Origin of the sequence: Acinetobacter sp. SwsAc4, assembly GCF_013391535.1 — a bacterium.
In the GTDB taxonomy this organism is placed as follows: Bacteria; Pseudomonadota; Gammaproteobacteria; order Pseudomonadales; family Moraxellaceae; genus Acinetobacter.
On the sequence record NZ_JACAXC010000044.1, the window covers coordinates 1 to 14,793 of the forward strand.

Genomic DNA, 14,793 nt, shown 5'->3' on the forward strand with positions numbered 1-14,793 from the left:
TCATGAGAAAGCCCATATAAATGGGTAATGTACAAGTTGCTGTAGAAGCATGTTTAGTTCGTCTGATCACAGATACTTTATAAACTATTTTAATACTTTTTTGAATCCGTCAATGCGTAAGTCCTATATTGCAGTAAATATACAATTTATTTTAGCTAAAGATAAAAGTAATGAAGTTATAAAAACCCTTATAAATAATCCGTCTATTAATAAGAAAATATACTTAGTATTAGAAAAGTTTTTAAATGAAGATGATTTTGATATGGATATATGCTTAGCATCAGATACAGATATTGTTGAGGACATACAGATTATTTTGGCTAAAAACTCCAATAAAAAGGTTCAGATAATTTTGGCAGCTAATGAAAATATTTGTAAAGCATCTCAAGAAATTTTGATGCAGGATTTAACAGAAGAAATTAAAATCAATCTTGTTAATAATAAAAATATTTCCGAGGAAATACAAAATATATTTGCAAATGATTCTGATGAAAATATAAGAAAAATTTTGGCAAGTAATTTAAGTATTAATTTGAGTACTCAGTTTATATTTTTACACGATCAGGATCGATTTGTAAAAGCTAATTTAGCTAGAAATATAAATATTCATAAAGAAACACAACTAGCTTTATTGCAAGAAGTGGATGGATTTGTGAAAGGTTGTTTAGCTGCTAACCCAAGTATTAATTATGATGTGCAATTAAAACTTTTAGTAGATGGTTATATTAATGATTTAGCTAAAAACCCAAAGCTTCATGAAAAAATACAATTGAAAATTATTGAGGATACACGATATGATGCCTCTAAATTAACAGAAAATCCTAATTTAGTTGAGTTAGTGCAAGTAAAACTATTTCAAAGTTATAAAATGGATAAAATAAGAAATTCTTATTATCTTGGACAATTAGCTAAAAATCCTAATTTGATTGAATCAATACAGTTAGAAATGGCTAAATTTGATCCTTATGAAACTGAATACTCTATAACTTCTTATCAAAAAGAGTTATGTAGTGCTTTGTCATGCAACAAGAATCTAAGTGCTACTACACAACTAAAATTAGTTGAAATAGGAAGTTATGGATTGCGAAATATTATTAGATCAAATCTTGCTGAAAGCCCTAATCTGACAGAAGAAGTGCAACTAAGATTATTCCATGATGACTATGCTAGGAGCTATCTTGCTAAAAATCATCGTATCAGTAAATCTGTACAATTACAATTTGTTCAAGATAAAGATGATTGGTTGAGAGAGTGTTTAGCAACCAATCCAAATATTGATGAGGATATACAACTTCAATTGGCAAAAGATATAAATCGAAATGTCAGAGCAAATTTGTTAGAGAATCCAAATCTTTTAAATTCTGTAAAAAAATTAATAATATTATAGAGTGATTTGAAAGTTTATTTTTGACTTATTTCGATAGGTAATCTAAATTGAACTTATCGAAATTAAAATATTATTTTGGAAAACCTTATTGATGTGGAATACAATAAAAACATGCTATATACTTTATGTATATAGCATAGGAGTATCAAACATGCTGACTTCTGTTTTTATGAATAATCGTACCCAAGCCGTGCGTTTACCCAGTATTTACCGCTTTTCTGAATCCACTCAAAAAGTCTTTGTCCGTATGGTGGGAGTGGAACGTGTGATTAGTCCCGTAGAACAAGTGTGGGATAGCTTTTTTGATGATCCTGATCTACAACTTTCTGCTGATTTTGAACGTGGTGAGCAAATCTCAACAGAACGAGAAGCATTCTAAATGTTGAAATATATGCTGGACACCAACATTGTAATTTATACAATGAAGCAAAGACCGATTGAAGTAAAAGAAAAATTTAATGCGGTTTCAACTCAACTGTGTATCAGTAGCATTAGCGTGGCAGAATTAATTTTCGGTGCAGAAAATAGCCAAACGCCTGAAAAAAACTTAAAGATCATCGAAAACTTTTTATCACGCTTACAAATTTTGGATTATGGTGTAGATGCTGCAATTCAATACGGTAATATCAAGGCACATTTAAAGAAAATAGGCACACCTATTGGTGAGAATGATTTACATATTGCTGCTCATGCTCGAAGTAAAGGATTGATACTCGTTACGAATAATACAAAAGAGTTTGAGCGAGTGCCTGCTTTACAAATTGAAAATTGGGTCAATGGATAATTCATTGTAAAGATGATTTTAGCCAGTCCAATCGAATAGCTGCGGTTCGACAAGCTCACCGACCCGATGTGGTGGCTGAGCTTGTCGAAGCCAAAACTCTACTGATCCAAATATTCCTTAACCGCCTTAACCAAAGCCATCATTGGTTTTTTAAGATTATCTTGCGGAACATACAGTCGTTCATCACCATTCACATAGAGCTTAGACTCATCCCGGTCAAAACGAATGCTACGAATTTGATTGAGTCGAGTCACAAAACGCTTTCCAAGCATGTCTTTGCAATACAGTTCATTATGGGTAAGGAATAAGCCATTTTCAGCATTTTTAAAAATGGTAGTAGTATCCATTAACACCAGTGGATCATCATTATACTTACCGTACTCACCATCACCCTCAAAAGCATAGGCTTTGATGGCTTTATCAACCTTTTTACGCACACCGTAAATATCATCAATCAAATAGCTGCCTGCACTTGGGCGGCTAATTTCATCTTCATAACTTTCCAAAATACTTTCCAATGAACGACGAGTAGGTTGTACAGTTTGGGCTTGGTTTTTAATTTGTTCAGCTCGTGCCAATAAATCCTGTGCTTTCTGCATTTCAAGGGCTTGGCGTTGACGTTCCTGTTCATCAGCAATTGCTTGGGCTTCTCGTTCAAGTTCGGCCTGATATTGGGCAAGTGCTTCCTGACGTTGCTGTTCAATCGCAAACTGTTGCGCTAAATAATGTTGCCATTGTGCTTCAATATCAACTTTTGCTAGTTGTGCTAATTGATAAATTTGTTCAAATAAATTTTTCTGGAAACTATCCAAATCCACTTGATGATGCAGTTCAGAAAGATGGGTTTTAATTTCTGCAAAATATTCAACAAAATTATCCAGTACCGATAAAATCTGTGGCTGAGCATTCCAGTCTTCTAAATATTGATTTAAACGAGAACGATCAAAGCCTTGAGACTGTCGAGCAGAATAGGTGAGTACTGCTTCCGCTTGAATGCCGTGTTGAGCGAGTGTTTGAGCCGTCACAGTTTGAATCAGTTCTAAATCAATTTCAGTCTTTTTATCAGCACGGCTAATAATAATCAGTTTGGGAATATCGGCTTTTAGTGTTTTTAGAAATTGTAGATCACTTTCAGAAATGACACCTTGATCCGCAGAAATCAGCCAAATAATCCGTTGTGCATCATTGAGTTGAACTTTGGCGATGTGGGCATCACAATTTCCTTGCTCAGAGCTTTCAGTATTACTATAGCCTGGCGTATCGAGGAAAGATAAATTTTGCCAAGGAAAATGAGCTTGCTCTACAATAATTAAATCGATACTGTCGATTAAAGCCCTATCATCCTGCTCAGCATGATGGGTTAAATTTTTAAATTGCTCGGTTGAGAGGGTTTGGTTTTCTCCTGACTTTAGAATTGCAGTAATCCGATTGTCTGTACCTTGTACCAAATAAGTTGGAATAGAGGTTGTTGGATCAATTTCAACACTCAGTAGTTTTTGTCCCAATAGCCCATTGAGAAAGCTGGATTTTCCTGCACTAAATGCGCCGCCAATACCAATAATAAAACGATTGTTGAGCTGAGGTGAGACACAGAGTTTATAGAAATGCTCTAACTCATGCTGAAAATCCAGCCCCAGTTGATTTGCCTGATTCAGAGGTAAATGGGTTTTAAATTGGGTAATATTCTGTTTAAAGTATTGTTTAAGCTGTTGGTATCTGTCTTGAATATCGGTATGTATATTTGACATTTTAAAGTCCAATCTATTGATTTTATGATGTGTTGTCTGACAGATCTTATTTATACTGCAAAAATATAAATAAGATCTGCTCGTTAAAAATTAAGGATTCAGTGCTTGAAGAACCCGATTCAGCGTTGTGAGGTCCTGTTGATAGATAGCACGTTGTTGTTCCTGTTCAGCTTCACCTTGTTGTAGTTGTTGCGCCAATTGAGCTAAGGCAAGTTGAGCCTGTTGATATTTTTCATCAATTTGCTGCTGCACATTTTGTTCAACCTGTTGTAACTGTGCCGTTAAAATTTGACGCAAATTTAATTCTACTTGTGACATAACTTGTGGAATGAGGGTTGCTTGCACATAAGAGCGAGCTTGCTCACGTTGTTCAGCCCGTTGCTGTTCTTTCTGGCTATCGGAAATAAATTTTCCTAAAATTGTGGTAATAATTGGAATAATCACCGCAGCATAAGGGAAGCTTCTTAGCACGATAGGAAGTAGAGTTGCTGCACCAGTCAAGATTGTTGTATTCAATCCATCATTGTCAGAAGCCTCAAAATTAAAATTTTGATTGATTTTAAGTTGTTCAGGTAATTCTGATTCAATACGATGTAAATATTTTTCCACCAACGGTTTAAAGTAACGCTCCATACCCTCGGTCATGCCAATACGCACAGAGTAGGTAATCTGTTGTTGAATGTCGCTACCTTGATGAAGCACACTATTCGCGAAACTATCAGTTTCACCTGTTAAACGACTACGGATATGTTGAGTAATCTGTGACAATACATCATTAAAACGGCTGTTAATCTGTTGATGCTCTTGCTTTAATTTTTGTTGGAAGTGCTGCATTTCCTCCTGCATCTCAGTTTGTTTTAACTTCAAACTTTCGAGATCAAGGTTGTCCTGATTATTTAAAACTTCAATATGTTGTTGCAAAGTCGCAATCGTATCTATGGATTGCTTGACCACCGTTTCTTTAAAACGTTGTTCAATACGTTGTTCCAATTCCTGTAAAGCAGCGATAACCGTATCAAACTGTTTACGAGAAGCAGCGACCACATTCAGGTAATTATCGGGTGGTAGGATTGCTTGCACCTGTTGTTTGACCTGCTGTTTAATTGCTTCTATATCTTCGGCAGAACGTTTGTCACTTTTAGAAATAATGACCAGTACAGGCGCTTGATGTAGGGCTAATTCTGCAAGAAAATTTTTAATACTTTCCTTGAGTGTACCCTCCTCAGAACTCACCATAATGCAGTAGGCAAGACTACGTCCGAGATAATGATGAATTGCCTGACTATGTGCCTCTGATTTAGAGTCCAATCCTGGCAAGTCTGCTAAACATAAATGGGGTAAAGACTGGAGTAGTGGATTATTGAGTTTGACCTCAACATGACCATTTGCCCCCAAATCGTCAAAATCTTGAGATTTTAATTGTTCAAAGGATAATTCCTTAACAAACTGATTATCTTTAAACCCTAAAATTTGATTTGTTTCTGCAAAACTGATTTCTGTTGCCAAATTACTGGCTGGGTCTATTTCAACCGCTAATAGTTTTTGAGCCAGTAACGCATTAATTAATGAAGATTTTCCTGCACTAAATGCACCAATCAAAGGAATGCGGACTTTAAAGTTCTGACTATTTTTTGTCAGTTCTTGAAATTTGTTGCTATCAAGCTGGTATTTTTCATACAGGTTTTGAATTTTTGGTAAATCCTGAATGAGTGTTTGTTGCTGTTGAAACATCTTAAACCCCTGATTGTATAAGTATAACTATTTATAACGAATTGATTTTTAATCTAGTGATGATTATAGGAGATAAATCATTTAAAAAAAGACTGAACCAAAAGGAGTCAGTCTTAGTTTGACGCACTGGTTTGATAAAAATATTCAATTACCTGAAATCTGTACTATTCTTTCAGTGCTTGTGCCAGTTCGGGCATTTCATACTGTTCTAGTATTGTTACCAACTCTTGAAGAACCTTGCGAGTCTCTCTTTCATCAATATTAAAAGTATCCCGATAAATTTCTGACACTTTATTGCCAATCCCATGAATAAGCTCACCGATGATGGATGGCTCGACAAAGCCAGGATGCCCACCACGAGGTCGATTAAATATGTCTAAAAGACTAGTATCGTTATTGGACATTGTTGCATTCGATGTAATTAATTTTGCCTTTTGCAATAAAGGAGCCAGTTCAGCAAGTGTGTGCTCAGGCAAAAGATCGCTGAGTTCCTCATCGACTAACCGTAAAATAAGGGCTTGAGTAATGCTGAGTCCCTTGACTGTAGTCTCAATCCGTTTCCAACGCCAGCTATACGGCATACAGTCACGACGACATTCCAGAGGAAATAACTTTTCCAGTAAATTTAAGTCACGCTGAATAGTACGCTGCGTAGCATCAATTTCTTGATTTCTTAAATGAGTTTCTATATCTGCGGTACTCACATATTTGCTATCCAATAAAAATTGAATAATTTTCCATTGTCGGCTGATAACTTTCGATGATTCTTGACTCATGATGTACTCAAGTAATTTTTTGCCAAGTGTAATCGTCTTTTTTAGGAAAATTAAGACGATAAAGTTGTGAGTAGGTCATAGTTTGACGTACTCGATTTATTGATTTGTATTATACTTTATCGAACGTTTTGGCTTTTATTAAAAACGCCTGAGATGTTAAGAAAGGTCTTGCTTTGGGCTAGGATAGTTTAGATGGTCAAGTACAACTTCGATTCCTATTCGGGGATCGATGTTTAGAGCGATACAGTACCAAATATATTCGACTACATCTAAACGGCGTTCGCCTTGTTCAACTTTATATATAAATGAATGAGGTCGTGCTATACGTGTAACAAGATTGTGCATGATGAGATTTTGTGACTTACGCTGGCTTTTAAGCTAGTCCTGTAAGGCAAGCATTTCGTCTTTATAGATACTTCTTGTCATCACGCATATTTATGATATATTTAATTTTTTACCAAAATAGAAAAATGTATTTTGATCAAATAAGTATCGTTAAATGGACACAACCTGTCCCTTGGAAATGAATAATTGCTGTAACGTCAGAAATAAAAAATACAGGTTGTTATGCAAAAGGATACACAAAATAAAAATGAGACTTTAGCCAATCGTTTGATTGATATTCTTACAAGGCTAAACTCAGGGGAAAAATTAACCATCAATATGCTTGCAGAAAGCTATGATGCCCACCCAAAAACCATTCGACGTGATTTAGTACGGTTGGAAAGCTGTAATTTGCCTATTCAAAGAGAGGGCAAATATTTTTATTTAGACTCGACCTACTTAGGTAAGTTAAAACTAAAAGATATTCAGTCTTTTGCTCGTATATCTGGGATTCGTCATTTATATCCAAATCTTGATGTTTCCTTTATTCGGGAGCTTTTGGATAGTCGTGTTTATGATGCCAAAGGTTATTTCGTTGAAGATGCTGCACAGTTTAAAACCTTATTTGAAGTATTTGGTGAAGCCATTCGTAAACATCAACAAATAGGTTTCCTTTATAAAGGTGAACCTCGTGTCGTTGAACCTTATAAATTAGTTCATCATCATGGCTGTTGGTATTTGGCAGCAGTGCGTAAAGGTGTATTGCGTGCCTATCGTTTAAGTCGGATTGAATTATCGCCACACCCTCATGAACTTTTAAGCTTTAAACCTGATTCAACAATTTTGACTCAACTAGAGGATGAAGAAAGTATCTGGTTTGGTCAGGAGAAGCAGGAAATTATCTTAACGGTTCATGCGGATGTCGCTTTGCATTTTCAGCAAAGACCACTTTTGCCTGAACAGCAAGTCATTAAAAAACTGGATGATGGTGGCTTATTACTGTCTAGTCGAATTACGCATCATACCCAGATTTTACCTTTAGTCCGATACTGGATTCCTCATCTAAAAATTGTGAATCCAGAGGGCTTGCAGGATGAGATGGAATGGGGATTAAAGAAATATCTGGATATTTAATAGAGTATAGCCATGTGATGGGAAAATCAGCTCAATGTAAGATGATGTTTATAAATTAACAAGATTTTAAAATGGGAAATAAACGATGAATGTATTAAATAAGCAAAATTTAAAAATTGATTTAAAAGATGATGTTGGGGCTTTTATTGGTGAATTATCTCAGACACAAGGATGGAGTAATACTCCAGTTTTAAGTTTGAATAAACATCAATGGAATGAAAAATTTGAGCTTAATAATGGTAATGCTCGTTTTTTCCGTATTACTGAGCTTTCTGCTGAAGAGGAAGCAACATTAAGACAAGACCTTGAAAATGTTATCGCCTGTTTGGATCATCCTGATTATTGTTGGGTATACTATATTTCAGGTACATCGGAAGGGATTGAACTTTATCTAGGGGTGGTAAATAAGGTTCAAAAATCGGGTGTACATGAATATAGCGAACTGCTAACCAGTCAGTTAGAGGGTAATCTGACGGGTGTGCAATTGGAAAAAGTTAGCAGCGAAGATTTATCTGTAAAAATCATTCAACCATTACAGGAATCGATACATTTTGGGTTGTTGCATGGCGTACCCTCTCGCAGTATCGACCAGCAATCACAGACTGGACAGAACATTACACAGGGGATAGATCGTCTTGCTCGTGGTTTGTCAGGTGAGGTCTGGCAGCTTCTATTAGTGGCTGAGCCTGCACAGGAATTTGAGATTAATCAGCAAATTGATGAGTTATTACAGCTTTCATCTGATTTACATCCACACATTAAACACTCACAACAGTTGGGTTTTAATCAGGGCGAAAGTAATTCTAGTACCTCTGGGCGCAGTACCAGTCATGGTTTAACTCAAAACTCTGGAACAAGCTATTCTAAGACCGAGGGAACAGGTGATAGTGAAACACTTACCCGTCAAAAAGGAAAAAATACGGGAGGAGGTTCATCTGATGGTAAAAGTGGTAGTTCTTGGAGTAGTGGTACTTCAAAAAGTTGGGGAGATAATACCTCTGAATCTAAAGCTACAGGAACAAGTAGTAATGAATCTACAACATTAGGAAAAAATACAGGAAAATCTATTTCTAAAACCGATTCAGATAATACTTCTACAACTCAAGGGACAAATACAGGTTCTTCTAAGTCAGATACCCTTGAATACGTGAATAAAAAGATTGAACGTGTACAAAGTCATATCAATGACAAATTGATTGAGCGTTTTGATTTAGGGCGTAGTAAAGGTATGTTCCGTACCGCAGTCTATTTAGCTGCACCAACACCAGTCGTTTATAATCGTTTATCTCGTGCGATGGTGTCCGTTTTTCAGGGCAATCAATCGCATTTTTCTCCACTTAAAGTAACAGATTTTTCTTTACAAAAAAAACAAGTTCATAATCTATTTTTAGTACAGCGTTTGCCACAGTCAAATATGAGTAATCAACTGGCATTGATTCACAGTATCCCACAGGCTAAACAGGTATTTTCCGCAGCAACATGGCTTAATGCTAATGAGCTTTCTTTATTGGCAGGTTTACCAAGTCGTGAAGTAGCAGGCATTAAATTACGCAAAAATGTTGATTTTGCAGTAAATCCAGTAAATCCAAAAGATGGTTTTGATTTGGGTGTTGTGGTGCAGCATGGACGTAAGCTCAAAGATAATGTAGTGCGTTTAGATAAAAAATTACTCAATCAGCATATTTTTATTTCAGGGGTTACAGGAGCAGGTAAAACCACCACTTGCCAACAGATTTTGATTAACTCAGGTTTACCTTTTTTGGTTATTGAGCCTGCTAAAACTGAATATCGTAGCTTATCGAAGCATCATCCTGAAATTGAATATTATACTTTGGGTAATGAAAAAGTTTCACCATTTCGTTTTAATCCATTTGAATTATTACCGAATGAGCCTTTATCAGGTCATATTGACATGCTTAAAGCAACATTTGCCGCAGTATTTCCAATGGAAGCCTCAATGCCGTATTTGATTGAAGAAGCAATTGTTCGTAGTTATGAGCAGAAAGGCTGGGATATTCATTATGATGAAAACTATATTTATCCTGACCCTTGGAATTGTGGGGGACAAAGTTTTCCAATTTTTTCCGAAGTATTATTGACCTTAAAAGAAGTGATTAAATCGAAAAACTTTGGTCGTGATTTACAAGAAAAATATGAAGGCTCATTGATCTCTCGTCTGGATAATTTAACTACAGGCGCAAAAGGTCGGATGCTGAATACTCGTAATTCGATTGACATCAATGAGATGCTTGATAAAAAAGTTGTGATTGAGTTAGAGGATTTACGAGATGAACAAGATAAATGTTTAATGATGGGGTTGCTGATTGGGCGTGTGGCTGAAGCAGTTAAACAACGTCATAAAAAAGACCATAGTTTTCAACATCTCACTTTATTGGAAGAAGCACACCGTTTGTTATCTAAACCACAAGGTGGGGAAGATAGTTCTAAACGTTTGGGTGTAGAATTATTCGCTAACCTTTTAGCCGAAGTCCGTAAATATGGTGAAGGTCTGATTATTGCTGATCAAATTCCGAATAAATTGACACCAGAAGTCTTAAAAAATACCAATACCAAAATTATTCATCGACTATTCGCTGCTGATGACCGTCATGCGATTGGCGATACGATTGGTTTAGATGATGAGCAAAAAGAGTTTTTAACCTTGCTGACTGCAGGTGAAGCGATTGTCTATAGTGCAGGTTGGCATGAAGCAGTCAGGGTACAAGTACACACGCCAAATGATACCAATGCACCTGAAATAGACGTTGATATCATTAAGCAACTTGGGCAACAACGCATGTTTGCACAAAGAGCAAGACTCTATCCCAATTTATCAGCGAGTGAAGACTGGAATGTGTTAGGGGTAGAAACTTTTAATCAATATATTGTGGATGCAACCAAATTTTTGAATTTAATGATTCGATGGGTAATTAGCCCAAGTCAGGAATGGGTTAATCGTCTTGTAAGCTCTTTGGATAATCTCAAAGGTAAGTATCCATCGATTACTCAAACTCAGGCGTTGAAAGATTTATTTAAAGATATTGCACCCGTGTCTAGAGATAAAAGTTATACGGATGGTAAAACTGCTTATCAGTTATACGATATTTTATTTAGATTAATTAATAATAACCAGTTACCAGCAGACCCAAAGAGTGGTGATAACTTTCCGATTGAAAGTGAGAATAAGCGTCCTCTTTGGAATGATATCTCACTTGTATTTAAACAAATTCAATCTATTTAAATGGAGTAAATGCTATGGGATTTTGGAGTAGTATTGGTTCAGCAGTTAGTAGTGCTTGTTCAGCTATTGGTTCTTCATCTAATCAAGTAAAAGAAGAAGACCCAACCTATAAAAAATATACCGCTGAGATGAGTAACTTTAAACTTGAAGATAAAGATGCAAAAACTGCTTTAAGGGCTAAAAAAAAGGAGTTTCAGCTTCATCAGATGCAGGATGAGTTGGGCAATATAGATAGTATTGATGACGTAAAGAAACATTTTCAGGAGAAATAAAATGGGATTTTGGAGCAGTGTAGGTTCAGCCATTAGCAGTGCATGTTCTTCGATTGGTTCAGCAATTGGCAGTGCTTGTTCCAGTATTATGGGAGGAATTAGTAGTGTGATTAGTAATGCGGGTTCACTCTTTTCAGCCTTAGCCGTTGCGATTCCAATTACGGGAGCTTTAGGTAAGGTTGTTGCAGCCCTTGATATTATTGGCAAGATTCTGGGTGTACAAGAACCTGACGAAGATACGGATGATATTGGTGATCGTGCGATACAGGCGCAAGAAGCGGGCATTAGCCCAGAAAATTATGCGACCTATCAGGAGTATTCAGCGGCAATCAAGAGTTTTGAACTTGACCCAAAACGTTCTGCTGAAATTAGCGACCTTGACAAAAAACTTGCAGGGATTGCAACGCAGGCATGGGCGTATGAAGAAAAATTTGGTGTAGATGGTGTTGGGTTATTAACCAAAACAGTAGAATCGCCTGATTATTTTACAGGCGATCGTTTAGCAAGTTTTCTTGATAAAGTTGAAAATATATCTGATGTTGTTCAATACTTTGATGGCAAACTTTCATCAAATGAACGTAATGCAGTGGAAGCGAAATTGGTTGAAGCAGAAAAGACAATCAATCCAGAAAAAACCAATGCAGACATTTACAAGGAACTGGACACCTATCGTCATGAGTAAACAAAAAGTCACTATTAACGATGACCTACAACATTATTTATGTATTTTGGCATTTAAAGAACATCTGATTGCATACCAAAGTATGCAATCAGAACCCTGGCAGCTAATTCAAATTAAGGGTGGTCAGCAATATCTACACAAGGATAAGGCGAGTAGCTTAAAAGATGTATTAAGCGATATTTCTGCTAACTTGAATTTAAAAGATGGCTTGGCAAAAGTAAAAGTGAGTCTGCTTTACCAACAGGGGCATGATAAACTATTTATTGATGCTGTGAAGAACTTACAGGAATATCACTGTAAGACGTGGCAAATACTCAATTGGGATAGTATTTATCAATATGCTTTACAAATATTGAATATCGAACAGGTATTTTTTGATACTCAAACAGTAGACTACCTATGGGTACAAGATCATATTTTGCCATTGGTTTGGCATGAAAACAGTATTGAGCATCAACAGCAGGCTTTAGTTGCTTTGCGTCAGGAAAAAAATCAGATTGAAGAGCAGCTTGCATTAATGCGTTCTGATGCAGAGCAAGCTTTGGCTCAACAAGTGAATAAACTTGAAAATGATAAGCAGCAGTTACAACAACATATTTTTGATGCAAGAGCACAATTGCAAAAATTGCAGCAGCCTGACTTAGAAAGCCTTTTGGTTTTTCTACCTGTCATTTTTAAAGATTTCTGGAATGTGGTACGTCCTGATGAGTTGGCAATGATTGTTGGGGTACTCAATACGCCATCTGTACCATCACCTTACCATTCACCAAGCCTAAGCACTGTGCAGCAAAAGAAACGTCAATTTTTAGCACTGTCAGAAGAAAGTCAGGATAAAATTTTGGATTTATGCCGAGAATTGGTACATAACCATAATGCGTTACAAGTTCATCAGGAATTTAAATCTTTAGTCGGGGCGTTGGATTGATTATGGCAAAAGATGACAACATGCCAACCAAAAAAGAGATGATTCAATTTCTTGAACGTGTAGAGCAATTAACTGAGGACGACAACGTGTTTAAAGAAAAATTGGGTGGCTTATTACGCAAAATTGGCGATAAAACAATTGCCCCAAATGATACTTCTCCTATACGACATGATACAAAATCGGAAAATCATTTATTATCAAACTCAAAATCGACAGAGCTTGAACAACGTATCCATGTAATGGAACACGATAATGATGTTTTACGTCAGCAATTAAATCAGCTTAATCATATCAATAAGGAATTGGAAAAAGAAAAAATGGGGCTTTTGGATTTATTTAAGCGAAAAGAACAAGATGTTAGTCATTTACAACAACAGATTGGTGATTTAAATCAACAACAGCAAAAACTTACACAAAATAATGAACATTTAAATAATGAAATCCAACATTTAAATCAGAAGATTGGCTCATTTAACTGGGCAAAATCACTTGAATCTGAATTTACTTTTTTAAAACAAGTACAGTCACATCCAGAGCTTACTAGTATTTTATTGCCAAACGGTGATGATAATGTCCTGCAACTCATTGCGATCGCATCTCAATGGAATAATGTATTACGGGTTTGGGATGCCATAGCAACACAGGTAAAAAATACCCAACAAGCTATTTCTGCAACAGAACAGCAAATTCTTGAGCATAGCCTCGCTTTATTTAATTTGACTCTACAAAGTAATCAGGCAACTTTGAAAAGTCCAGAGACTGGTGAAAGTTATGATTATGATATTCATCAAAAAGTATCAGGCAGTGGCGGAAGTATTGAGCAAGCATTACTTGCGGGTTTATATAATGCCGCAGGCGAAAATGTAAGAGCTGCAATTGTGGCTACACGTTAATTTTTAAAAATTAAAAAACTTCCCTTATATAGCAAAGAGATAAGGGGGAATAATGATGAACGGAAATAGCCTAAGAACAGAGAAATTATGAGTCAAGCCACCAACACGTATGATGTTTATTTACCAAAAGTTAAACAGCAAGTATTAAAAAAACTTATAGTAAGCAATATAAAGAATGGATGTATTGAAAATGAAAATACTTTAGTAAATTTTTTTAAAAAACAACGTTGGTGGACCATAAATAATGGAGAAGCCATTTTAGATAATCAAACGGGGTTATTGTGGCAAGGCAAGCCAAAAGCAACTCAATATAAATATGACCAGCAAGATGCTGTAAGTATGAATATTGGGCATATTTTGGGTCTATTAAACTGGCAATTGCCTACAGGAGGACAATTAGAAGAACTAGTAAAGAGTGAACCACAATTTCCTCTAAGGGCAGAACAAGGTTATGAAATAAATGATTGGTGGGCATGGCTGACAGCAGATAAGAAAGTAGCAAAATTAAAAGATAAAAACATTAGCTTTGGTCAGTTTTATGAAAAAAGAACTAGAAAAGTAAGTTCTCGATCAGCTTTCTATTCTGTATTGAACACACATTCAACAATAGACGAATATCAGGAATTTCAAATTGCTAAAGTCATTGCAGTTAATCTTACACTTAAAAAGCAGTCTTATATTAAGCGTATTAATACATTTTTAGCTATGGGATGGAGTTTTGAGCCATTTACTAAAAATAAGGATGATTATGACGCTTTTTTTAGAAGTAGGCTCTGTACACGACAAATTTCATAGAGCCCTTGTCCTATCAGGCTTTTTCTTTCTTAAAATTGCGAGCACTTTCTTAAATTCTTCTTTTTTTCCAAAACCAATCAAACGTAGAATAGCCATCTGAA

The 14,793-nt window shown here is 35.9% G+C and carries 14 protein-coding genes; 10 read left to right on the plus strand and 4 right to left on the minus strand.

Translation table 11 applies throughout. From position 1 onward, the window contains the following. Window positions 1-112 precede the first annotated feature (112 nt). From HYG88_RS14470 to vapC, 3 genes are all read left to right on the plus strand, one after another. Window positions 113-1,387, plus strand: coding sequence for a hypothetical protein (locus HYG88_RS14470; RefSeq protein WP_178883335.1), 1,275 nt, complete (start codon window positions 113-115; stop codon window positions 1,385-1,387). A gap of 151 nt (window positions 1,388-1,538) precedes the next feature. Next, window positions 1,539-1,766 (plus strand): type II toxin-antitoxin system VapB family antitoxin, encoded by a 228-nt coding sequence (gene vapB / locus HYG88_RS14475; RefSeq protein ID WP_178318371.1) that lies wholly within the window; start codon window positions 1,539-1,541, stop codon window positions 1,764-1,766. Continuing rightward, window positions 1,767-2,171, plus strand: coding sequence for a tRNA(fMet)-specific endonuclease VapC (gene vapC / locus HYG88_RS14480; protein WP_178318372.1), 405 nt, complete (start codon window positions 1,767-1,769; stop codon window positions 2,169-2,171). It abuts the gene before it with no gap. Window positions 2,172-2,269: 98 nt separating this feature from the next. Here the strand turns inward: vapC and HYG88_RS14485 are convergent, their stop codons facing one another. From HYG88_RS14485 to HYG88_RS14500, 4 genes are all read right to left on the minus strand, one after another. Beyond that, window positions 2,270-3,919 (minus strand): dynamin family protein, encoded by a 1,650-nt coding sequence (locus tag HYG88_RS14485; protein WP_178883336.1) that lies wholly within the window; start codon window positions 3,917-3,919, stop codon window positions 2,270-2,272. A 90-nt stretch (window positions 3,920-4,009) separates the two neighbouring features. Next, window positions 4,010-5,650 carry a dynamin family protein gene (locus HYG88_RS14490; RefSeq protein WP_178883337.1) on the minus strand — a complete coding sequence of 547 codons (1,641 nt, stop codon included), beginning with the start codon at window positions 5,648-5,650 and terminating at the stop codon, window positions 4,010-4,012. A gap of 164 nt (window positions 5,651-5,814) precedes the next feature. After that, window positions 5,815-6,426, minus strand: coding sequence for a hypothetical protein (locus HYG88_RS14495; protein ID WP_178883338.1), 612 nt, complete (start codon window positions 6,424-6,426; stop codon window positions 5,815-5,817). 156 nt (window positions 6,427-6,582) lie between these two features. Beyond that, the gene (locus HYG88_RS14500; RefSeq protein ID WP_256731797.1) at window positions 6,583-6,771 is read right to left on the minus strand and encodes a transcriptional regulator; all 189 of its coding nucleotides are present in this window, start codon (window positions 6,769-6,771) and stop codon (window positions 6,583-6,585) included. A 222-nt stretch (window positions 6,772-6,993) separates the two neighbouring features. Here HYG88_RS14500 and HYG88_RS14505 point away from each other — a divergent pair, with 222 nt between their 5' ends. The 7 genes from HYG88_RS14505 to HYG88_RS14535 all read left to right on the plus strand — a co-directional run bounded on the left by HYG88_RS14505 (window position 6,994) and on the right by HYG88_RS14535 (window position 14,692). Next, entirely contained in the window at window positions 6,994-7,884 is an 891-nt protein-coding gene (locus HYG88_RS14505) for a YafY family protein (RefSeq protein ID WP_178883339.1), read from the plus strand. Window positions 7,885-7,969: 85 nt separating this feature from the next. Then, entirely contained in the window at window positions 7,970-11,125 is a 3,156-nt protein-coding gene (locus HYG88_RS14510) for an ATP-binding protein (protein ID WP_178883340.1), read from the plus strand. A 14-nt stretch (window positions 11,126-11,139) separates the two neighbouring features. Further along, window positions 11,140-11,397: a hypothetical protein gene (locus tag HYG88_RS14515; protein WP_178883341.1), complete on the plus strand. Its 258-nt coding sequence runs from the start codon at window positions 11,140-11,142 to the stop codon at window positions 11,395-11,397. A 1-nt stretch (window position 11,398) separates the two neighbouring features. Continuing rightward, window positions 11,399-12,079, plus strand: a complete 681-nt coding sequence (locus tag HYG88_RS14520; protein ID WP_178883342.1) for a hypothetical protein — start codon at window positions 11,399-11,401, stop codon at window positions 12,077-12,079. Further along, on the plus strand, window positions 12,072-13,004 hold the full coding sequence (locus tag HYG88_RS14525; protein WP_178883343.1) for a PspA/IM30 family protein: 933 nt from the start codon (window positions 12,072-12,074) through the stop codon (window positions 13,002-13,004). Before HYG88_RS14520 ends, HYG88_RS14525 begins: the two co-directional genes overlap by 8 nt. 2 nt (window positions 13,005-13,006) lie before the next feature. Then, the gene (locus tag HYG88_RS14530; RefSeq protein ID WP_178883344.1) at window positions 13,007-13,897 is read left to right on the plus strand and encodes a hypothetical protein; all 891 of its coding nucleotides are present in this window, start codon (window positions 13,007-13,009) and stop codon (window positions 13,895-13,897) included. 87 nt (window positions 13,898-13,984) lie between these two features. Beyond that, entirely contained in the window at window positions 13,985-14,692 is a 708-nt protein-coding gene (locus HYG88_RS14535; protein WP_178883345.1) for a hypothetical protein, read from the plus strand. Window positions 14,693-14,793 lie beyond the last annotated feature (101 nt).

Coding starts and splice junctions, on each gene's coding strand:
- HYG88_RS14525 (WP_178883343.1), top strand. CDS start 12,072: ATGAGTAAACAAAAAGTCACTATTAACGATGACCTACAACATTATTTA.
- HYG88_RS14495 (WP_178883338.1), bottom strand. CDS start 6,426: ATGAGTCAAGAATCATCGAAAGTTATCAGCCGACAATGGAAAATTATT.
- HYG88_RS14515 (WP_178883341.1), top strand. CDS start 11,140: ATGGGATTTTGGAGTAGTATTGGTTCAGCAGTTAGTAGTGCTTGTTCA.
- HYG88_RS14535 (WP_178883345.1), top strand. CDS start 13,985: ATGAGTCAAGCCACCAACACGTATGATGTTTATTTACCAAAAGTTAAA.
- HYG88_RS14530 (WP_178883344.1), top strand. CDS start 13,007: ATGGCAAAAGATGACAACATGCCAACCAAAAAAGAGATGATTCAATTT.
- HYG88_RS14520 (WP_178883342.1), top strand. CDS start 11,399: ATGGGATTTTGGAGCAGTGTAGGTTCAGCCATTAGCAGTGCATGTTCT.
- HYG88_RS14490 (WP_178883337.1), bottom strand. CDS start 5,650: ATGTTTCAACAGCAACAAACACTCATTCAGGATTTACCAAAAATTCAA.
- HYG88_RS14500 (WP_256731797.1), bottom strand. CDS start 6,771: ATGCACAATCTTGTTACACGTATAGCACGACCTCATTCATTTATATAT.
- HYG88_RS14505 (WP_178883339.1), top strand. CDS start 6,994: ATGCAAAAGGATACACAAAATAAAAATGAGACTTTAGCCAATCGTTTG.
- HYG88_RS14470 (WP_178883335.1), top strand. CDS start 113: ATGCGTAAGTCCTATATTGCAGTAAATATACAATTTATTTTAGCTAAA.
- vapC (WP_178318372.1), top strand. CDS start 1,767: ATGTTGAAATATATGCTGGACACCAACATTGTAATTTATACAATGAAG.
- HYG88_RS14510 (WP_178883340.1), top strand. CDS start 7,970: ATGAATGTATTAAATAAGCAAAATTTAAAAATTGATTTAAAAGATGAT.
- vapB (WP_178318371.1), top strand. CDS start 1,539: ATGCTGACTTCTGTTTTTATGAATAATCGTACCCAAGCCGTGCGTTTA.
- HYG88_RS14485 (WP_178883336.1), bottom strand. CDS start 3,919: ATGTCAAATATACATACCGATATTCAAGACAGATACCAACAGCTTAAA.